The organism is Halomonas sp. AOP43-A1-21 (assembly GCF_052376775.1).
Taxonomy (GTDB): domain Bacteria; phylum Pseudomonadota; class Gammaproteobacteria; order Pseudomonadales; family Halomonadaceae; genus Vreelandella; species Vreelandella colorata.
Genome location: NZ_JBQSWC010000008.1, coordinates 21,308 through 42,005, shown reverse-complemented (window position 1 = coordinate 42,005; position 20,698 = coordinate 21,308). Strand labels below are relative to the sequence as shown.

Sequence of the window (20,698 nt, the reverse complement as noted above, 5' to 3'; positions counted from 1 at the left end):
TACATTACATGCGCAAGTGTACGACTATCTCAAGTGTACGACCATGCCCTTTAGCTGTCATGCTGCGCTTGTAGATGGAGATAATGACCCATGTTGGCAGTTTGAGGACACGATATGTGCTTAATGGCTTTCGCCTGGCACCCTGGCACAGCGCTCCCCTTGCGCTTGGCGGGGAATCGCGATGAGCGCCATGCCCGACCCACCGCAGCGTTACATCACTGGGTAGATAACCCATCCATTCTAGGCGGGCGTGACCTTGAAGCGGGCGGTTCGTGGCTTGCTGGCATAAAGGGTGGCCGCGTGGCCGCGCTGACCAATGTTCGCGATATGGCGCTAATCACCCCCACCGAGGCGCCCAGCCGAGGTGAGCTCGTTGCCAACGCACTTCAATGCGATGATATTGACCAGTGGCTGACAGACCTTGCCCAACACAAGGCTGATCGTTATGCCGGGTTTAATTTGCTGGTCGCTACCCCCCGCCGCCTTTGGCACCTCCACCGCGGTCGGCATGGCGTTACGCTTAACGATGTACCGCCTGGCGTGCATGGCCTTTCCAACGCGGATCTAAACTCCCCATGGCCCAAGCTTCAAAGCGTACGCGGCGCACTTGAGCAAAGCTCAATGGATAACTGGCGCTACCAGACAGGCCTGGCGCTGCATAACTCCCAGCAGGCGTCAGACGCCCAGCTACCTGATACAGGTGTCGAGCTGGCACTGGAGCGCCAGCTCTCCGCTGCGTTTATTGTCGGTGAAACCTATGGCACGCGGGCAACGACCTGGCTAACGCTTAATCAACAGGGGCATATCGCCATTACAGAACAACGCTTTGGGCCGCTGGGCCGTTTCGAAGGTGAAACAACCCTTAGCGTATAGCTGCTTAATCCCTTGGGGGGAGTAAGTGAGACAGCTGCCACTCATCCATACGCTTGTTAATATGCTCATGTACTTGGGCGGGGGTGTCCAAGGCCATGATTTCTGCTAACAGCGCTTTGGCATCGAGAAGCGTTACCCGACGAATAGCGGCGCGCACTTTGGGCAAGCTTGGCGCGTTCATTGAAAGCCCGGTGAAGCCCATCGCCATCAGCAGCAAAGCACCGGCAGGATCCCCCGCCAGCTCACCGCACAGCGAAATAGGCTTATTCAGGCGCTTTGCATCCTGCGAAAGCTCCTGCAAAGCACCTAACAGCGCAGGATGCAGGGCGTCATAAAGGCTGGATACCCTGGGGTTGTTACGATCAACCGCGAGCAAATACTGGGTCAGGTCGTTACTGCCGACAGAGAAGAAATCGACCCGCTTGGCCAAGGCATCCATCTGGTAGATAGTCGCGGGGACCTCGATCATCACGCCCACTTTGGGGCGCTTGATGGCTATGCCCTCTTCTCCCAGCTCAAGAATCGCGCGATCCAGCAGTCTTAATGCCTCATCGACCTCCTCGACATTGGTAATCATCGGGAAAAGCACATAAAGGTTATTAAGACCGTGGGAGGCTTTCAGCATAGCGCGTAGCTGCACCATAAGCACTTCGGGATGATCCAGCGTTACGCGCATGCCGCGCCAGCCAAGGAAGGGGTTGGCTTCTTCGATCGGGAAGTACGGCAGGTCTTTATCACCACCAATATCGAGCGTACGCATTACAACCGGCAGCGGCGCGAATCCTTCCAACTGCTCGCGATACATACGCATCTGCTCTTTCTCACCGGGAAAGCGCTCGGTGATCATAAACGGCACTTCGGTACGATAGAGCCCTACGCCCGCAATCCGGTTTTTAAGCAGCGCGGCAGCATCGACGGCCAAGCCCGTATTGACCAACAGCGGCATTTCGTAGCCGTCTTGAGTAACGCTAGGCAGATCCTGCTCGTGCTCAAGAAGCTCACTGAGCGCCTGCTCTTCGGCAATTAGGCTTTCATAGCGTGATTTAAGATCGGCCGCCGGGCGTACAAATAGTCGGCCACGATGTCCATCCAGCACCACCGGGGCACCATTGAGGCGCGGCAGCGGCAAATCGACCATGCCCAGCACCGTGGGAATGCCCATGGCGCGGGCCACAATGGCCACATGCGAGGTGCTTGAACCACGCACTGACACCAGCCCTTTCAGCTTATCGCGGGGCACTTCTCCCAGCATGGCAACGCTAATCTCATCGCCGACCAAAATGGCGTTATCAGGATAGGTTTCCGGCGTTGAGGGGGTATCTTCTTGCAGGTGGGCCAGTACCCGGCGGCCGAGGTCGCGAATATCAGCGGCACGCTCGCGCAGGTAGTCATCATCCACCCGCTCTAGGTATTGCACGTGGCGCCTTACAACATCGGCTAGCGCCCCAGGAGCCCACTGGCCTTCGCGAATGCGCTTTTCAACTTCTTCGGAAAGCGCCGCTTCGCCCAGCATCTGCTGGTAGACATCGAAAAGCGCCAGCTCCTGGGAGGAAATACGATTTGCCAGACGCTCTGCCGCCGAACGAATTTCATCTCGCGTTTTCCCAATCGCTTCTTTTAGCCGGGCAATCTCGTAGGCTTCATCGCTGGGTATCAGGTCGGGCACGCTATTAAGGTCAGCGGGCGGTGTAATAACCACGGCTTCGCCCATGGCAACACCCGGGGAAGCCGCCACCCCTTTGAACATCGCCTGCCCGCCAGGCAATGCTGGGCGCGCCAGGTTCCCCGTTGCCAGAGCGTGGGCTAAAACGCCCGCCAACTGGGCCGCCATGGTGACCAAAAAGGCTTCGTCTTCGTCATCGTAGCGACGCTTTTCGGCTTGCTGAACAACCAATACGCCCAGCATATGGCGCTGGTGAATAATCGGCACACCCAGAAAGCTTGAATAGCGCTCCTCGCCAGTGGCTTCAAAATAGCGAAAGAGCGGATGCGTCCGAGCATCTTCAAGGTTTAAAGGCTCGCTACGCTTGGCGACCATGCCGACCAGCCCTTCGCCTAGCGGTAGCACGACACGGCCGACCGCCTGCGTACGTAACCCAATGGTTTCCATCAGCACTAGCGACTCAAGCTCCTTATCATAAAGATAAAAAGAGCATACATCGGTCTGCATAGCCTTACGGATACGGCGTACCATCGTCGATAGCGCGGCGTCTAGGGTGCGGGCGCCGTTCACTTCCTGAATAACACGACGCAGTACCTCAAGCATGGACGTTTTACTTTTCACTATTGTTTGCCTCGCTGAGGATCTTTTCGACAGACTTTCACGGCTCATCCAGAGCCGTGGAGCACGCGTTATCCTTCGTCATTTTGTGCCAGACGCTGAACCCGGGGAGAAAGCTCCCTTAGTGCGCGTCGATACACCTCTCGTTTGAACGGTACCACTTGACCAAGCGGGTACCAATAGCTCACCCATCGCCACCCATCAAACTCCGGTTTGGGTGTGGCCGTCATACAAATCTGATTTTCCTGGCAGCGAATCTTCAGCAAGTACCATTTTTGTTTCTGGCCAATACACACTGGCCGCGAATGTGTGCGAATCATGCGTCGTGGCAGACGGTAGCGTAGCCAACCCCGGGTACAGGCAACAATATCAACATCGTCGGCGGTCAGGCCGATCTCCTCAAAAAGCTCACGAAAAAGGGCTTGTTGTGGTGTCTCGCTTGCTTTAATGCCCCCCTGGGGAAATTGCCACGCATTTTGTCCTACACGACGCGCCCAAAGCAGTTGTCCCTGGCTGTTGGTAATAATGATGCCAACATTGGGACGAAAGCCGTCAGCGTCGATCACGGACGTCACCTTATTAAATTTTCAGTTGTCCCCATTTTTCCACAAGGGTGACAAGCGTATCAATACAATATAACGCTAAGTGATTAATGCTTGCCCGCTTTGGTGGGAAAGGACTTAGGACTCTGCGATAATCCGCCCTTTTGTTTCACCGTCCATACTTATCCATTTCTACCTATTCCTTCATACCTATAAATTAACGACGACTATCGACTATATAAGGGGAGCGCCGTGAGTCTGGCTATTTTCGACCTGGATAATACGCTGATATCCACCGACAGCGATCATGCCTGGGGGGAGTTCTTGCTTGAGCAAGGCGCGGTGGACCCGATTGCCTATCGTGAAGCCAATGAACGGTTTATGGCCGATTACAAGGCCGGCACGCTGGATATGGCGGCTTTTCTGGAAGTAGCGCTAAAGCCTCTGGCAGACAACACGCCTGAACAGCTGACCGCTTGGCACCAACAGTTTATGGTCAGTAAAATTGAGCCGCATATTTTACCCAAAGCCGAAGAGCTGCTGGCTCGCCACCGCACTAAAGGCGATACACTGCTGATCATCACCGCGACCAACCGCTTTATTACCGCCCCGATTGCCGAGCGTTTAGGCGTTGATTATTTGATAGCGGTCAATCCGGAAGTGGCAAACGGCCGTTATACCGGTCGCGTCTCCGGCGTTCCCAGCTACCGGGAAGGCAAAATTACCCGTTTGCATGAATGGCTAGAAGACAAGGACTTTACGCTGGACGGAGCGTGGTTCTATAGCGACTCGCACAATGACCTTCCCCTGCTTGAAGAGGTCGACCACCCGGTAGCCGTCGACCCGGACGATACCCTTCGCCAAGTAGCCGAAGAGCGCCAATGGCGGATTATGAGCCTGCGCGGCGAATGAACAGACCACTGACCATGTTCGCTTTACCCGTTAGCACCCATGCGGAGTGATCCGGCATGGCCTTCGACCCACCTCCCATACTCACCCTGACCATTGCGATTGCCGCGGGTGCGCTGGCGCTTACCACTCGCTACATGTTCATCCAATTACGTCAGGGTTTGAGCACTCGTAGCGCTTGGTAACGTTTTGCGAGGGACGAGCAAATGAGGCACCCGCGAATGGCGGCGCCAAGCCGCCCTGGCCGTGGCACCTATGCTCGCCTTTTGCACCATATCGCCCAACCCCAGCACCGCTTCGCGCTGCTCCCGCGGGTGCGCTGGCGCTTACCACGCGCTACATGTCATCGCGTTACGCCGATGTTCATCCCCATAATTTGGCACCGCATCAAGTTTTGGCGATAAACCTGTAGCGCGTGGTAACGTTTTGCGAGGGACGAGCAAATGAGGCACCCGCGAATGGCGGCTGTTAAGACGCCTTGGCCGTGGCACCTAAGCTCGACTTTTACACCATATTGCCCAACCCCTGCACCGCTTCGCGCTGCTCCCGCGGGTGCGCTGACGCTTACCACGCGCTACGATTTGGCACCGCACCACGTTTTGGCGATAAACCCGTAGCGCGTGGTAACGTTTTGCGAGGCACGAGCAAAGGAGGCACCCGCGAATGGCGGCGCCAAGCCGCCCTGGCCGTGGCACCCAGCAAGATTCGGCAATAAAAAAACCTCGCAGGCGTGGCTTGCGAGGTTTTTTGTCACTGGCAGAGCCAGCAAACGCGTTTAGCCGAGCAGGTGCTCAACGGCTGCGCGCTCTTCACGCAGTTCTTTCTCGGTGGCTTTCATCTTCTCTTGGCTGAATTCGTCAAGCTCGAAGCCTTGAACGATTTCGTACTTGCCACCCTGGCAACGAACCGGGTAGGAGTAGATGATGCCTTCTTCGATGCCGTAGCTGCCGTCAGACGGAATCGCCATGCTGACGATACCATCGGTGCCCAGCGCCCAATCACGTACGTGATCGATGGCGGAAGAAGCGGCAGAGGCTGCAGAAGACGCACCGCGGGCTTTGATAATCGCCGCACCGCGCTGTTGAACAGTGGGGATGAAGTCGTTTTCGTACCAGTCACGCTCGACCAGGTCAGTGGCGGCTTTGCCGTCAACTTTGCACTGCGCGATGTCCGGGTACTGAGTGGCGCTGTGGTTACCCCAGATAATCATGTTTTCAATGTCAGTAACATGCTTACCGGTTTTCTGAGCCAGCTGCGTCAGCGCGCGGTTGTGGTCCAGGCGCGTCATGGCCGTGAACTGGCCTTTATCAAGATCAGGAGCGTTTGCGGATGCAATCAGCGCGTTGGTATTGGCAGGGTTACCCACTACCAGCACTTTAACGTCACGGCTGGCGTGGTCGTTCAGCGCTTTGCCTTGCACAGAGAAGATTGCCGCGTTCGCTTCCAGCAGATCTTTACGCTCCATACCCGGACCGCGCGGACGAGCACCCACCAGCAGCGCGAAGTCAGCATCTTTAAACGCAACGTTCGGATCGTCTGTGGCAACGATATCCTGCACCAGCGGGAAGGCACAGTCGTTGACTTCCATTACCACGCCGCCCAGCGCATCCATCGCCTGCGGGATTTCTAGCAGTTGAAGAATGACGGGCTGATCCGGCCCCAGCATGTCGCCAGCGGCGATGCGGAAAATTAAAGAGTAGCTGATCTGGCCGGCACCGCCGGTAATCGCAATACGTACGGGATCTTTCATCATTGCTCCTTGGTTGGTTCGCCTTAGGATGGGTCGACAGAACTCAAGATGCCAAGATGTTATGCTCAGTTATGCAAAAACTCAATCATACATACGATGAGATCTCCCGTTCGGCCGCTCGCTTGGCACTCGCCGCCGACAACGAGTTACGTTATGGTGTGATGAGTTAGCTCATCCTTGGGTTAATACGGATCATGTTAATACGGACATAGACACCCCATGCGACGCATCCCCTACTCTTACGCCCTGGCCAGCGCGCTGGTATTGGCGCTCGTCATTTGGTTGGCACTTGGTGATTTTCAGCGTTTTCAAACCACCGCACCGGAAACCTCTTCTACCGCTACTAATAGCGCCCTGCGTGTCGAGGTGATGGAGCAGCAAAGCACGCCGTTTATCCCACAGCAGGTAATTCAGGGACACCTGACCGCTGAACGCGAAACGACGCTGCGCGCCAATGTAGCGGGCTACGTAGTCGAAAAACCGATTGAACAAGGGCGTAGTGTAGAGGCTGGAGACACGCTGCTGGTATTGGATAACGACGCACTTCCCGAACGCTTGCAACAAGCCCGGGACGAGCTTGCTGTTGCTCAGTCTGAATATACCGGGGCGCAGAATTTGCGCCAGCGCCAGCTTATTTCCCAACCGGAGCTCTTGCGCTTACAGAGCGCGCTTAGCGCAAGCGCCGCGGCGGTTGCCCAGCTAGAAAAGCAGTTAAATGATAGCCGCCCCTCAGCGCCCTTTGCAGGCGTCCTCGATAGAGTTCAGGTAGAGCTTGGTGACCTGCTGCAGCCCGGTGAAGAGTGGGGCCGGCTAATTGATGATCGCCGTTTGACCGGCGCGGCCTGGGTCTCACAGCAGCAGGTAGGCGCGCTGTCCGTTGGCCTGCCGGTTACCGCGCGTTTATTAAACGGTGATCACCTTGAAGGCACGCTGACCCATGTCAGTCATCGCGCGGATGAATCAACACGCACCTTTTATATCGAGGCAACGCTTGATAATCCCCGCCAGCTGCACCTGGCAGGCGGTAGCGCTGAGCTCACGATTACCCTTCCCCCTCGCCAGGTGCATACGCTTTCTCCGGCACTGTTAAGCTTAAACGAAGAGGGCCAGCTTGCGGTTAAGCATGTGGATGAGCAGAACCGGGTTCAGCAAACACAAGTACAGCTAATAAGTGCCGATATCCAACGCGCTTATGTTACGGGCCTGCCTGATTCGCTACGCCTGATTACTCTGGGCGCCGGACTGGTCAACATAGGCCAACAGGTAACGCCTGTAGAAACTGACCGCGCCACCATCATGGATGACACCACCGCTAGCCAGGAAAGCGTTCATGCGCCCACTCATTAATGCCGCGTTAACGCATACCCGCACCACCCTACTCCTGCTGGTAGGCTTGGTTTTTGCAGGCATCGCCGCTTGGCAGGCGATCCCGAAAGAAGCCAATCCGGATGTCACCATCCCGATGATTTACGTCTCGCTGACGCTTGAAGGTGTAAGCCCGGAAGACGGTGAGCGGCTGCTAATACGCCCCATGGAGCAGGAGTTACGCGGCATTGAAGGGCTGCGCAAGTTCACCGCCCAGTCCAGCGAAGGCCACGGCTCGATTACGCTTGAGTTTGATGCAGGCTTTGACCCGAACACAGCCCTTTCCGATGTGCGCGAGCGGGTGGATATAGCGCGTAGCAGCCTGCCCAGTGAGGCGGAAGAACCACGCGTCATGGAGGTCAACGTCTCCGAGTTCCCGGTGCTGACCATTGGCCTTTCGGGGCGTCTGGATACCCGGGAGCGCCTTACCATTGCCCGGCGTCTGCAGGAAGAGATCGAAGGCATCGCTGACGTCCTGGAAGTGGATATTGCCGGTGACCAGGAAGACTTGCTGGAAATTGTGGTCGACCCGCTGGTACTGGAAAGCTACGGCGTGGACTTTGACGCACTATTTAATCAGGTGTCGCGCAATAACCGGTTAGTGGCCGCGGGTAGCCTGGATACCGGCGCGGGCCGCCTGGCGTTAAAAGTGCCGGGCATCATCGAGTCGTTAAACGATGTGATGAATATGCCGGTCAAGGTCGATGGTGATCAGGTGGTCACATTTGGCGATGTGGCCTGGATTCATCCAACCTATAAAGAGCCCCAGGGCTTTGCGCGTATTGATGGCCAGCCAGCGGTAGTGCTCGAGATTTCCAAGCGCGCAGGCGCCAATATCATCGCCACCATCGAAGCGGTCCATTCACGTATTGCTCAAGCCGGAGACCTTCTACCCGAAGAACTCCGCCTGACCACGATTCTGGATGAGTCGACCACCGTGCAGAATATGCTCTCCGAGCTATTGAATAACGTGCTGACGGCGGTGGTGCTGGTATTGATTGTGGTAGTCGCCGTCATGGGTTGGCGCATGGCGCTGCTGGTAGGCTTGACCATTCCCGGTGCTTTTCTGACCGGTATTTTACTGGTCTGGATGTTTGGCTTTACTCTCAACATTGTGGTGCTGTTTGCACTGATTCTAGTCGCGGGCATGCTGGTCGATGGTGCCATTGTGGTAAGTGAGCTTGCCGACCGCCATCTGCACGACGGCCAGCCACCCCATGAAGCTTGGCTAAACGCAGCGTCGCGCATGAGCTGGCCCGTTATTGCCTCTACCGCCACTACACTGGCTGTGTTTATTCCGCTGCTGTTCTGGCCGGGTGTGGTCGGCCAGTTTATGAAATACCTGCCCGCCACGGTGATTTTGTGCCTGCTGGCTTCGCTGGCCATGGCGCTGGTGTTTCTGCCTACGCTCGGTCGGCTGTTTACCCGCACGTCGCCCAAAAACGAAGGCGCTACCCTGCCCGATAAAACTACATCGCTAGGGCGTGGCTACCGCCGCTTGCTGGGCAGACTGTTGAAGCACCCTGCCTGGGTACTGTTGTTTTCCGTGCTGACCATCATGCTGCTCTATACGGGCTACGCTCGCTTTAACCATGGCATCGACTTCTTCCCCAACGTTGAGCCCGATAGTGCTCAAGTGCTGGTACGGGCGCGAGGAGACTTTTCGGCTACCGAAACCGACGCGATTCTGCAGCGGGTGGAAGCCAGGCTTGGCAATATGAGCGAGGTCGAAGCCCTTTATGCGCGCTCTTTTGCGGTACCGGATCAGCAGATGGGTAATGATGTGATTGGTATGCTTCAGTTTCAGTTTGTCGACTGGTACCAGCGCCGCCCTGCCCGGGCCATCTTGAACGAGATGGCAGAACGTACTCAGGATATTCCCGGCATCGTGATGGAGTTTCAGGAGCAGGAAATGGGCCCTGGGGGCGGTAAACCTATCGTGCTTGAAGTTAGTGCGACCGACCCGACGATTGCTGAAGCGGGGGTCGAGCAACTGCATGGTTTAATGCGTGAGCTGGGTGGATTCGTGGATATTCAGGATAACCGCAGCCTACCGGGCGTGGAGTGGGAGATTAATGTGGATCGTGAAGCCGCCGCCCGGATGGGCACCGACATCACCACGATCGGCAGTGCGGTTCAGCTATTAACCACCGGCCTGGAAGTTGCCAACTATCGCCCCCCAACCGTAAGTGACGAAGTGGATATCCGCGTCAGGCTACCCGAGAATTGGCGCACCCTTGATCAGCTTGGGCGTTTAACCATTAACACCGAGCGCGGCCAGGTGCCTATCTCTCACTTTGTGACCATGACACCAGCGCCCAAGGTGGGCACCCTTAACCGGATTGATGGACGGCGGGCGATTACCGTTGAAGCTGACCTGGCTCCCGGCTACCTTGCCGACGAACGACTACGCGCACTGTTTGCCGCAGGCAGTGAACAGCTGCCGGATGGCCTGATGGTCAACGTCGCTGGCGAACAGGAAGACCAGCAGGAGTCGATGCAGTTTTTGGTTGGCGCCTTTTTGATCGCGATTGCATTAATGTCGCTGATACTGGTTACCCAGTTTAATAGCTACTATCAAGCGCTGCTGGTGCTTTCGGCCATTGTGTTTTCAACGGCTGGGGTATTGATGGGCTTGCTGATCACCGGCCAAGCATTCGGCATCGTAATGGTCGGCATGGGGGTTATCGCGCTGGCGGGCATTGTGGTGAACAATAATATTGTCTTGATCGATACCTATAACGAGCTGCGCATCGAAGGGATGCCCCCCGCAACCGCAGCGCTGGAGGCGGGCTGTTTACGCCTACGCCCGGTCTTGCTCACGGCCATTACCACGGTATTAGGATTAATGCCCATGGTGCTGGGTATTAATGTGAATCTCTTCGCCCCTGCGCTGGGCTTCAACGCGCCCTCGGCCCAATGGTGGACACAGATGTCGAGCGCCATCGCCGGTGGCTTAACCTTTGCCACCGCCCTTACCCTGTTGCTTACGCCGTGCATGCTGGTAATTGGAGGGAAGCTACACCGTAAAGGCAAAGCGTAAAAATAGCTTGGCTAGGCGGCTTCGCCGCCATCCGCGGGTGCCGCACCGCTCGTTCCTCGCGATGCGTTACCACGCGCTACGATAGGCGCCAATGTTTTGGATAAGCAGTTTTAGTAGCGCGGTGTAAGCGTTAGCGCACCCGCGAGAAAGGCCAACCACAGTAGCCCGGCGCGAACGCACTGTTTAGCGGTACCAAAATTTGATTAGGCGTCATATCAGGCGGCTTCGCCGCCACCCGCGGGTGCCGCACCGCTCGTTCCTCGCGATGCGTTACCACGCGCTACGATAGGTGCCAGTGTTTTGGATGGGTGGTTTTCGTAGCGCGGTGTAAGCGTTAGCGCACCCGCGAGAAAGGCCAACCACAGTAGCCCGGCGCGAACGCACTGTTTAGCGGTGCCAGAATTTGATTAGGCGTCATATCAGGCGGCTTCGCCGCCACCCGCGGGTGCCGCACCGCTCGTTCCTCGCGATGCGTTACCACGCGCTACAATTTGTGCAAACTCGTCAGATAAAGTATCAGGCAAGTGTTTTATTACTCTGCGGGCTATTGGCCGCATGTAGGCGGGCGATCAGCTGGTCTTCTAACGCAAAACGCTCGGTCAGACCTTTTGCCAGGCGATCAATCCAGGCCGGAAGCCGCGCCAGATGTTGCTGGCAGCGTACGGTGGAGGCGTAGTCAGTATCGAACTCAAGCACCATTTCGGTGGACATTTCCAGACGCTCCAGCAGCTGCGAGGCAATCTGCAAAGCGCTTTCATCATTGAAGGCCCGGGCCTCTTCAGCCAGCTGCGGATAAATTTCAAAATGACCGGCGCTAATATAATCCATCAGCGTTTCGCTGAAGGTATCGATGCGTGCCTTGCTAACCGCTTCCAGCTCGCTATCGCACGCCTCTTTTAGCTCAATAAAGCTGACCAAAAGAGAGCGACGCTGATCAAGCCAACGGTCGATCAGACTGTGAACGCCTCCCCAGCGCTCCAGGGCATTTTTACAATCTTCGAGCATGGGGCTTTCTCCTTGCTAATAGCCACCTACAACAAAGCAAGCCTCACCTTTCCGGCTTGCGCTGTCAATCCCGTCATAGACGGTTTCCGTGGTATTAATTATTCACAAATCGTCATACTTTATGATGATTTGCGCTAAGCGATTCAATGCTTAAAAAAATGCTGCCTCGTTTCATGCTCTCACCTTCTTGAAGTGATTGCGAGTTTGCGAGGGTTAATAGTGTTAAACGCTCGTGAAAAAATACTTTAGGCTTAAAAAATTTAAACTTGAATGTTATGCGCTTATTTTCTATCTTCAAGCGAGAACAGAGTCTATGGGGAGAATAACAATGAGAATCGCCTGCCTGGGTGGAGGGCCTGCCGGCCTGTATTTTGCCATTAGCATGAAGCTGCATAATCCAGCCCATGACATTGTGGTGTTTGAACGCAATCGAGCAGACGATACCTTCGGGTGGGGCGTGGTTTTATCCGACGAAACCCTGGACAACCTGGCGGCCAACGATCCGGTTAGTGCCGAACGCATTCGTGAGCATTTTGCGTATTGGGATGACGTTGCGGTTATTCATAAAGGTGTGAAGACCGTTTCCACCGGTCACGGTTTTTGTGGTATTGGCCGTCGCCAACTGCTTATCTTGCTGCAAGAGCGCGCTCGCGAACTCGGCGTGGAAATGCGCTTTGAAACCGACGTAACCGACACCAGCATCGATGAGTACCGGCGCGAATTTGACTTGGTACTCGCCGCCGACGGCCTCAACTCCCGCACCCGGCAAACCTATGCCGAGCATTTCAAACCCGATATTGACGTGCGGGCGTGCAAATTCGTATGGCTGGGCACGCACCAGACCTTTAATGACGCTTTCACGTTTATTTTCGAAAAAACCGAGCATGGCTGGGTATGGGCGCACGCTTATCAGTTCGATAACGACACGGCGACGTTTATCGTTGAGTGTAGCGAGGCCACTTGGCAGGCGTTTGGTTTTGGAGAGCTTAGCCAGCAGGAATCGATTGCGATCTGCGAACGGATCTTTGCCAAACATCTTGGCGGGCATTCATTAATGACCAATGCCAACCACGTGCGCGGCTCGGCCTGGATCAACTTCCCCCGCGTACTCTGCGAGAAGTGGAGTTACGAAAACGTAGTGCTGATGGGCGATGCGGCTGCTACGGCGCATTTTTCGATTGGCTCGGGCTCCAAGCTTGCTCTGGAAAGTGCGATCGCGCTGGCCAAGTACCTGCACAGCGAAACCCGCATGGCCGATGCGCTGGCCCGCTACGAAGAAGAACGCCGCTTCGAGGTGCTGCGTTTACAGTCCGCCGCGCGCAACTCGACCGAGTGGTTTGAGCAGATTGAGCGCTATCTGGATCTGGACCCGGTTCAGTTTAACTACTCGTTATTGACCCGCTCGCAACGCATTAGCCATGAGAATTTACGCGTGCGCGACCCGCAGTGGCTGGCGAGTGCAGAGCGTTGGTTTCAAGCCCAGTCAGGCAATGAAGGGAGTTCACGGGCACCGATGTTTGCGCCTTACCAGCTTCGCGATATGCGGCTGATCAATCGCGTGGTGGTATCCCCCATGGCGCAGTATAAAGCGGTAGATGGCTGCCCGACCGATTGGCATTTTATCCATTACGCTGAGCGTGCCAAAGGCGGTGCCGGTCTGGTGTACACCGAGATGACCTGCGTAAGCCCAACGGGCAGGATCACCCCCGGCTGCCCCGGCCTCTACGCACCAGAACACGAAGCCGCCTGGAAACGCCTATGTGATTTCGTGCATGCGGAAACCCCCGCCAAGCTGTGCGCTCAAATCGGCCACTCTGGTCCGAAAGGCTCTACTCAGCTGGGTTGGCAGGAAATGGATGCCCCCTTAGCTGAAGAAAACTGGCCGTTACTGGCAGCCTCTGCTCAGCCTTGGTCAGAGCGCAATCAATCGCCCAAAGCCATGACTCGCGACGATATGGATCAGGTGCGCGATGAATTCGTCAGCGCCGCACAAATGGCTGACCGTGCCGGTTTTGACATGATCGAGATTCACGCCGCCCACGGCTATTTGCTCTCATCCTTTATTACCCCGCTGACCAACCACCGTGACGATGAGTATGGCGGCTCTTTGGATAATCGCCTGCGCTACCCGCTTGAGGTTATCCGCGCCGTGCGCAGCGCCTGGCCTGCCCATAAACCGTTATCGGTGCGCATATCTGCCAATGACTGGCGCGGTGATGAAGGCATTACCCCTGACGATGCAGTGGAAATCGCCAAGCGGCTACGCGCCGCAGACGTAGACATTATTGATGTTTCCGCCGGACAAACCTCGACGCAAGCTCAGCCGGTTTACGGACGTATGTTCCAGACGCCCTTCTCTGACCGGATTCGTAATGAGACGCCTATTCCCACCATAGCGGTGGGCAATATTTATCAGGCCGACCACGTCAACTCGATCCTGATCGCCGGACGTGCTGACTTAGTGTGTATCGCTCGCCCTCACCTCGCCGACCCTTACTGGTTGCTGCACGTTGCCGCGGGCCTGGGCGATCACGACGTTGAGTGGCCAGCCCCCTACCGGGCAGGTGCCGATCAGCTACAGCGCTTGGCAGAACGTGGCGAGGGCTGGATATGAGCGCGGTAGACGAAAACGTAGTAGGCAAAGACATGGCAGGCAAACGGGTAGTGATTACCGGTGGCGGCAGCGGTATCGGCGCCGATATGGCCCTGGCTTTTGCTGAAGCGGGGGCTGAAGTGACGATTACCGGGCGCCGTGAAACCGCTCTTCAAGGCGTTGCCGAGCAGCATGCACGCATCCACTGCGCGGTAGTCGATGTTACCGACGAAGCCACCGTGGTGGCGCTGTTCGAGCAGCTGGGTAGCGTTGATATTGTAATTGCCAACGCCGGTGCTGCCGAAAGTGCGCCGTTCGCTAAAACTTCTTTTGAGCAGTGGCAGCGCATGCTGAACGTTAACCTGAGCGGGGTGTTTTTGACCCTGCGAGAAGGCTTAAAACAGCTAAACGACGGCGGCAGATTGATTGCCGTTGCCTCAACCGCGGGCCTTAAAGGCTACGCCTACGTAGGCGCTTACTGCGCGGCAAAACACGGGGTGGTCGGGCTTGTGCGTTCACTGGCAGCCGAGACGGCCACCCGCAATATTACCGTTAACGCGCTGTGTCCCGGTTTTACCGACACACCCCTCTTAGCGGCCAGCATTGAGACCATTGTGACCAAGACAGGACAGTCTGCCGAGCAGGCAAGCACCCATTTTAAATCCACGAACCCTACCGGCCGCCTGATAACGCCTTCAGAAGTAACCGCGACCGCCCTGTGGCTATGCGGCCCGTATAGCGGCGCCATCAATGGTCAGGCGATCTCGATTTCAGGAGGCGAAGTATGACGGCAGAGCGCTTGAGCAAAGAACGCCTGCGGTTATGGCTGCGCATGTTGCGCGTTACTCGCCAGGTGGAATCCACGCTGCGCGAGCGTCTGCGTACCGAGCATGATACGACGCTACCGCGTTTTGACGTCATGGCGGCGCTGTATGCCGATGGGGATGGCTTAAAGATGAATGAGCTATCTCGACGCCTGCGGGTATCCAATGGCAACGTGACCGGCATTATTGATCGCCTGGTAGAGGATGGCTGCGTTGAGCGTATCGCCATTGAGGGTGACCGGCGTGCCACCCGGGTACGTTTGACGGATGCGGGCCGCGCAAGCTTCAGCAAAATGGCGGCGGAGCATGAACGCTGGATCAACGCGCTGTTTGAAGGAGTCGCTGAAGAAGACGCCCACCATATCGGTGAGCTGCTCCACCGGCTACCCACGCCGCTTAGCGATGCGACCTGATCACGCCGCTTGATACCCGACTAACCACTGACCGACGAGAACAATAATATGACAAGCATGGCTGAATTAGCTCCCGAACATTTTATCTGGGAAATGCGAGGCAACGTCGCCGTTATTCGGTTGAATCGCCCTGAGCGCAAAAATCCCCTGACCTTTGAAAGCTATGCCGAGCTGCGTAATACCTTTCGCGATTTGGTGTACGCCACCGATGTGAGCGCGGTGGTATTTACGTCCAACGGCGATAACTTCTGCTCCGGCGGCGATGTGCATGAAATTATCGGCCCGCTGGTGGGCCGGGATATGAAAGGCCTGCTGGAATTCACCCGCATGACGGGGGATCTGGTAAAAGCCATGCTGAACTGCGGCAAACCGATTATTACCGCCATCGACGGCATTTGCGTAGGGGCAGGAGCGATTATCGCCATGTCTTCGGATATTCGCTTTGCCACACCTCGCGCCAGCACAGCATTTCTGTTTACCCGCGTGGGCTTAGCCGGTTGTGATATGGGCGCCTGCGCGATGTTACCGCGCATTATCGGCCAGGGCCGAGCGGCAGACCTGCTTTATAGCGGCCGCAGCATGAGCGCCGAAGAAGGCCTGCAATGGGGCTTTTATAACCGTGTAGTCGAACCTGAATCCCTTGAAGCAGATGCCATCGCCTACGCCACCCGACTGGCGCAGGGCCCTACCTTTGCGCACAGCATTACCAAGACCCAGTTGAACCAAGAGTGGTCGATGAGCCTTGAGCAGGCCATTGAATCAGAAGCCCAGGCGCAAGCGATCTGCATGCAGACCAACGACTTCGCACGTGCCTACCACGCCTTCGTAGCCAAACAAAAACCCGAGTTCAAGGGGGATTAATGAGCGATCAGCAATTTCTTGAGTGGCCCTTCTTTGAGGACCGGCATCGCGATCTTTCCACGCGTCTGGAAGCGTGGTGCAACAAAGAACTGCCTCGCGAGCACACCGATGTGGATGCAACCTGCGTTCAGCTCGTCCGCGACCTGGGTAAGGCGGGCTTCCTGGAAGGTACGGCTGGCGAACATATCGATGTCCGCAGTTTATGCCTGATCCGCGAAACCCTCGCCCGTCATGATGGGCTGGCGGATTTTGCGTTTGCCATGCAGGGGCTGGGCACCGGCGCGATCAGCCTGTTTGGCAGCGATGAACAGAAGCAGTGGCTGGATAAAACCCGCCGAGGTGAAGCGCTCTCGGCGTTTGCGCTTAGCGAGCCTCGCTCAGGCTCTGACGTGGCGCAGCTGGATACCACGGCCAAACGCGAGGGCGACGGCTACCGTTTGAATGGCGAAAAAACATGGATTTCTAACGGCGGGATTGCCGATATCTATACGGTTTTCGCGCGCACCGGCGAAGGCCCGGGCGCTAAAGGGCTCTCGGCTTTTTTAGTGCCTGCCACGACGCCAGGCCTGGAGATTTTAGAACGCCTGGAAACGGTTGCCCCTCATCCGCTGGCGCGCCTGGGTTTTAACGATATGTACTTGCCGGAAAGCGCGTTAATCGGCAAGCCGGGCCAGGGGTTTCGTATCGCTATGGCGGTGCTGGATGTGTTTCGTTCAACCGTTGGGGCAGCGGCGCTGGGCTTCGCCCGCCGGGCGCTGGATGAATCATTATCCCGCAGCCGCTCGCGTGAGCTATTTGGCGCATCGCTTTCCGATCTACAAATGGTTCAGGGTCACCTGGCTGATATGGCGCTGAATGTGGATGCCGCCGCTTTATTGGTTTACCGCGCAGCCTGGACCAAGGACCAGGGTGCTGCGCGCGTTACCCGGGAAGCGGCCATGGCCAAGCTATTTGCGACCGACAAGGCGCAAGAGGTCATTGACCAGGCCGTGCAGTTACACGGCGGCGACGGGGTGCGCAAAGGCCATATTATTGAAAGCCTTTACCGTGAAATCCGCGCGCTGCGTATTTATGAAGGCGCTTCAGACGTACAAAAGGTCGTGATCGCCCGCAGCCTGCTCGCCGAGGTGAACTGATACCAGTAAACGCGACACGTTACTCAACACGAGTTTGCTCAATACGACATTGCTTAATACGAAATTGCTAAACGCTACATTGCCAAAAAACAAAAATAATGCATAACGCCAGACACCGTATCCCTGACAGCGCCTTCGTTGAGACGTCGTCAGGAATAAACAACGACACTAAATACGGAGGTTGGTATGTACTTTCAGTCGGCCCATGTGGACACGTTTACGCGGGATAACCTGCCACCCACTGATGGACAGCCAGAATTTCTGCTTTCAGGCTTTGATTACCCCGAGCGGCTAAACGCGGGTGTGGAACTCTGTGACCGCTTGGTCGCCAACGGATTCGGCGAACGCATTGCCCTGGCAGGCAACGGGCGCCGCCGCACTTATCGTGAGCTCGCCGAGTGGACCAATCGCCTTGCCAATGTCTTGGTAGACGATTTGGGCGTGATCCCCGGCCAGCGGGTGTTGATTCGCTCAGCCAATAACCCGGCAATGGTGGCCTGTTGGATAGCGGCGACCAAAGCAGGTGCCGTGGTAGTTAACACCATGCCCATGCTGCGCAGCAAAGAATTGAACCAGGTGATCGATAAGGCGGAAATCAGTTTAGCCTTATGCGATACCCGCCTGCTTGAAGAACTCGTGGAAAGCCAGGCCCAAAGCCAATTTCTCAAACGGGTGGTCGGCTTTGATGGCACAGCGAACCATGACGCAGAACTGGACCGTATGGCGTTAGACAAGCCGATAACGTTTGATGCCGTGGATACCGCGGCCGATGACGTAGCACTGCTGGGCTTCACTTCCGGCACTACCGGTTCACCTAAAGCCACCATGCATTTTCAGCGTGACCTACTGATCATTGCCGATGGCTACGCCCAGGAAGTGCTGCAGGTAACCCCGGACGATGTGTTTGTCGGCTCTCCCCCACTGGCGTTTACCTTTGGGCTGGGCGGGCTTGCCATCTTCCCTTTACGTTTTGGCGCAACGGCCGTGCTGCTTGAGCATGCCTCCCCACCCAACATGATGGAAATCATCCGCGAATATCAGGCAACGGTGGTGTTCACAGCGCCTACCGCCTATCGCGCCATGCTGTCCGCGCCCACTAGCCGTACCGACTTGAGTAGCTTGCGCATTGCGGTTTCTGCAGGCGAAACGCTGCCAGCACCTATCTATCACGACTGGATCAAACAAACGGGGGTTCCAATACTCGACGGTATCGGCGCCACTGAGATGTTGCACATCTTTATCACTAACCGCCTGGACGACCACCGGCCTAACTGCACGGGCAAACCAGTGACAGGCTATCAGGCGCGCATTGTAGATGACGCCATGGGTGATGTGGCGCGTGGTACGGTCGGTAAATTAGCGGTGCGCGGGCCTACCGGCTGTCGCTATTTAGCCGATAAGCGTCAGCGCAATTACGTCGCCGATGGCTGGAACATTACCGGCGATGCCTTTTATCAGGACGAAGAAGGCTACTTTCATTTCGCCGCCCGCAATGACGACATGATTATCTCAGCAGGCTACAACATTGCCGGGCCGGAGGTGGAGTCGGCGCTGCTTGCCCACCCCGCCGTCAAGGAGTGCGCCGTGATTGGCGCGCCACACCAGGAACGAGGCCAGATTGTTGAGGCATTTGTGGTTTTAAACGATGGATTTGAGGAAGATGATGTTTGCCGACAAATGCTGCAAGATTTTGTTAAGCAAACGATTGCGCCGTATAAATACCCTCGCTCAATACGCTTTATCGATACGCTGCCCAAAACCACCACCGGTAAAGTCCAGCGCTTTCGATTGAATCAGGCGTATTACGCGGATAACGGCCTTCCTGACACTAACGTATCCACCTCTAAGTAATAAAACGCTACAACTACAATGAGGGAATAACCATGAAAAACATGACTCGCTTAGGCCTTGGCCTTCTGCTCTCTTCAAGCGTCGCGATGGCCGATGCCGAGGACGTCAAAATCGGCATGATCACGACGCTTTCAGGCGGTGGCTCTCACTTGGGTGTCGATGTGCGCGATGGCTTCATGCTGGCGATGGAACAGTCGGGACAGGATGAGATTGAAGTGCTCATCCAGGATGATGCTAATCGCCCTGACCTGGCGCGCAGCCTGGCCAATGAGTTTATGCAGCGTGATAACGTAGACATCCTTACCGGCATTATCTGGTCCAACCTTGCGATGGCCGTGGTTCCCACCGTCACCCGCCAGGGCACCTTTTATCTATCCCCCAACGCCGGGCCTTCTGATTTAGCCGGCCGTATGTGCCACGAGAACTACTTTAACGTGGCCTACCAGAACGACAACCTGCACGGTGCCATGGGCGCTTATATGCGCGAAGAAGGCTATGAACGGCCCATCATCATGGCGCCTAACTATCCGGCTGGTACCGACGCTCTGGCGGGTTTCAAGCACCTTTACGAAGGTGACGTAGTCGACGAGCTCTACACCCAGATGGGCCAAACCGACTACGCGGCTGAAATTGCTCAGATCCGCGCCAGCGATGCCGATAGCTTGTTCTTCTTTCTACCCGGCGGCATGGGCATCTCGTTTATGAAGCAGTGGGAAAGCTCGGGCGTGGATATTCCCATTTTCGGCGCGGCGTTCTCGTTTGATGAGATCCTTATCAAGGCAGTGGGCAGCGCGGCCATTGGCGCGCGTAATACGTCGCTCTGGGCTTATGATCTGGATAATGAAACCAATCATCGCTTTGTAGACAGCTTCCGAGAAGCCTACGGCCGGACACCGACCCTTTATGCAGCGCAGGGTTTTGACACCGCGAACCTGATTTTAAGCGCTCTGGAAGTCGCTCACCCTGACGATCAAGACGCCTTCCGTGAAGCGCTGCGTGCCGCCGACTTTGATAGCGTACGTGGCGAGTTCCGGTTCGGCCCTAATCACCACCCCATCCAGGATATCTACGTACGTGAAGTAGTAGAAGGCGATGATGGTCAACCCACCAACCGTCTGCTGGGTATCGCTATCGAAGATATTCAGGACGTTTACTTCGAACAGTGCCAGATGTGAGATCAGCATGGCTGGGTGACTTCACCCAGCCCATCTCTAATTTCCATCTCCACTCTCTTTCGTTAAAGGATGCCCGA

At 56.2% G+C, this 20,698-nt stretch carries 16 protein-coding genes; 12 read left to right on the top strand and 4 right to left on the bottom strand.

All coding sequences use genetic code 11. From position 1 onward, the window contains the following. Positions 1–114: 114 nt before the first annotated feature. Positions 115–873: an NRDE family protein gene (locus ACT3R7_RS06360; protein ID WP_496198866.1), complete on the top strand. Its 759-nt coding sequence runs from the start codon at positions 115–117 to the stop codon at positions 871–873. 4 nt (positions 874–877) lie between these two features. Here the strand turns inward: ACT3R7_RS06360 and ptsP are convergent, their stop codons facing one another. Both ptsP and ACT3R7_RS06350 read right to left on the bottom strand, forming a co-directional pair. After that, positions 878–3,139: a phosphoenolpyruvate--protein phosphotransferase gene (gene ptsP, locus ACT3R7_RS06355; protein ID WP_417420425.1), complete on the bottom strand. Its 2,262-nt coding sequence runs from the start codon at positions 3,137–3,139 to the stop codon at positions 878–880. Between the two features lie 86 nt (positions 3,140–3,225). Then, a complete protein-coding gene (locus ACT3R7_RS06350) occupies positions 3,226–3,720 on the bottom strand; it encodes an RNA pyrophosphohydrolase (RefSeq protein WP_018915529.1) in 495 nt (164 codons plus the stop codon). A gap of 228 nt (positions 3,721–3,948) precedes the next feature. On the opposite strand from ACT3R7_RS06350, the gene ACT3R7_RS06345 reads away from it, so the two are divergent. Continuing rightward, positions 3,949–4,608: a histidinol-phosphatase gene (locus ACT3R7_RS06345; RefSeq protein ID WP_192538931.1), complete on the top strand. Its 660-nt coding sequence runs from the start codon at positions 3,949–3,951 to the stop codon at positions 4,606–4,608. Positions 4,609–4,664: 56 nt separating this feature from the next. After that, positions 4,665–4,790 (top strand): hypothetical protein, encoded by a 126-nt coding sequence (locus ACT3R7_RS06340; protein ID WP_263974123.1) that lies wholly within the window; start codon positions 4,665–4,667, stop codon positions 4,788–4,790. A gap of 590 nt (positions 4,791–5,380) precedes the next feature. Here ACT3R7_RS06340 and ACT3R7_RS06335 read toward each other — a convergent pair. Next, on the bottom strand, positions 5,381–6,355 hold the full coding sequence (locus ACT3R7_RS06335; protein ID WP_018915525.1) for a malate dehydrogenase: 975 nt from the start codon (positions 6,353–6,355) through the stop codon (positions 5,381–5,383). Positions 6,356–6,574: 219 nt separating this feature from the next. On the opposite strand from ACT3R7_RS06335, the gene ACT3R7_RS06330 reads away from it, so the two are divergent. Together ACT3R7_RS06330 and ACT3R7_RS06325 are read left to right on the top strand one after the other, a co-directional pair. Further along, entirely contained in the window at positions 6,575–7,702 is a 1,128-nt protein-coding gene (locus ACT3R7_RS06330) for an efflux RND transporter periplasmic adaptor subunit (RefSeq protein ID WP_417420332.1), read from the top strand. Next, complete coding sequence (locus ACT3R7_RS06325; RefSeq protein ID WP_417420330.1) at positions 7,686–10,763, top strand: efflux RND transporter permease subunit; 3,078 nt, start codon at positions 7,686–7,688, stop codon at positions 10,761–10,763. Before ACT3R7_RS06330 ends, ACT3R7_RS06325 begins: the two co-directional genes overlap by 17 nt. Before the next feature lie 516 nt (positions 10,764–11,279). Here ACT3R7_RS06325 and rsd read toward each other — a convergent pair. Beyond that, a complete protein-coding gene (gene rsd, locus ACT3R7_RS06320; RefSeq protein ID WP_192539561.1) occupies positions 11,280–11,768 on the bottom strand; it encodes a sigma D regulator in 489 nt (162 codons plus the stop codon). 328 nt (positions 11,769–12,096) lie between these two features. Between rsd and ACT3R7_RS06315 the strand changes: the two genes are divergently transcribed. From ACT3R7_RS06315 to ACT3R7_RS06285, 7 genes are all read left to right on the top strand, one after another. Continuing rightward, positions 12,097–14,382, top strand: coding sequence for a bifunctional salicylyl-CoA 5-hydroxylase/oxidoreductase (locus tag ACT3R7_RS06315; protein ID WP_496198865.1), 2,286 nt, complete (start codon positions 12,097–12,099; stop codon positions 14,380–14,382). Next, complete coding sequence (locus ACT3R7_RS06310) at positions 14,379–15,149, top strand: SDR family NAD(P)-dependent oxidoreductase (protein ID WP_496198864.1); 771 nt, start codon at positions 14,379–14,381, stop codon at positions 15,147–15,149. Before ACT3R7_RS06315 ends, ACT3R7_RS06310 begins: the two co-directional genes overlap by 4 nt. After that, positions 15,146–15,598, top strand: a complete 453-nt coding sequence (locus tag ACT3R7_RS06305) for a MarR family winged helix-turn-helix transcriptional regulator (RefSeq protein ID WP_496198863.1) — start codon at positions 15,146–15,148, stop codon at positions 15,596–15,598. Before ACT3R7_RS06310 ends, ACT3R7_RS06305 begins: the two co-directional genes overlap by 4 nt. 48 nt (positions 15,599–15,646) lie before the next feature. After that, positions 15,647–16,459 carry an enoyl-CoA hydratase family protein gene (locus ACT3R7_RS06300; RefSeq protein ID WP_496198862.1) on the top strand — a complete coding sequence of 271 codons (813 nt, stop codon included), beginning with the start codon at positions 15,647–15,649 and terminating at the stop codon, positions 16,457–16,459. After that, positions 16,459–17,595, top strand: a complete 1,137-nt coding sequence (locus tag ACT3R7_RS06295) for an acyl-CoA dehydrogenase family protein (RefSeq protein ID WP_496198861.1) — start codon at positions 16,459–16,461, stop codon at positions 17,593–17,595. Before ACT3R7_RS06300 ends, ACT3R7_RS06295 begins: the two co-directional genes overlap by 1 nt. 186 nt (positions 17,596–17,781) lie before the next feature. After that, complete coding sequence (locus ACT3R7_RS06290) at positions 17,782–19,446, top strand: benzoate-CoA ligase family protein (protein ID WP_496198860.1); 1,665 nt, start codon at positions 17,782–17,784, stop codon at positions 19,444–19,446. A 32-nt stretch (positions 19,447–19,478) separates the two neighbouring features. Continuing rightward, positions 19,479–20,621, top strand: coding sequence for an ABC transporter substrate-binding protein (locus tag ACT3R7_RS06285; RefSeq protein WP_496198859.1), 1,143 nt, complete (start codon positions 19,479–19,481; stop codon positions 20,619–20,621). Positions 20,622–20,698: the final 77 nt, after the last annotated feature.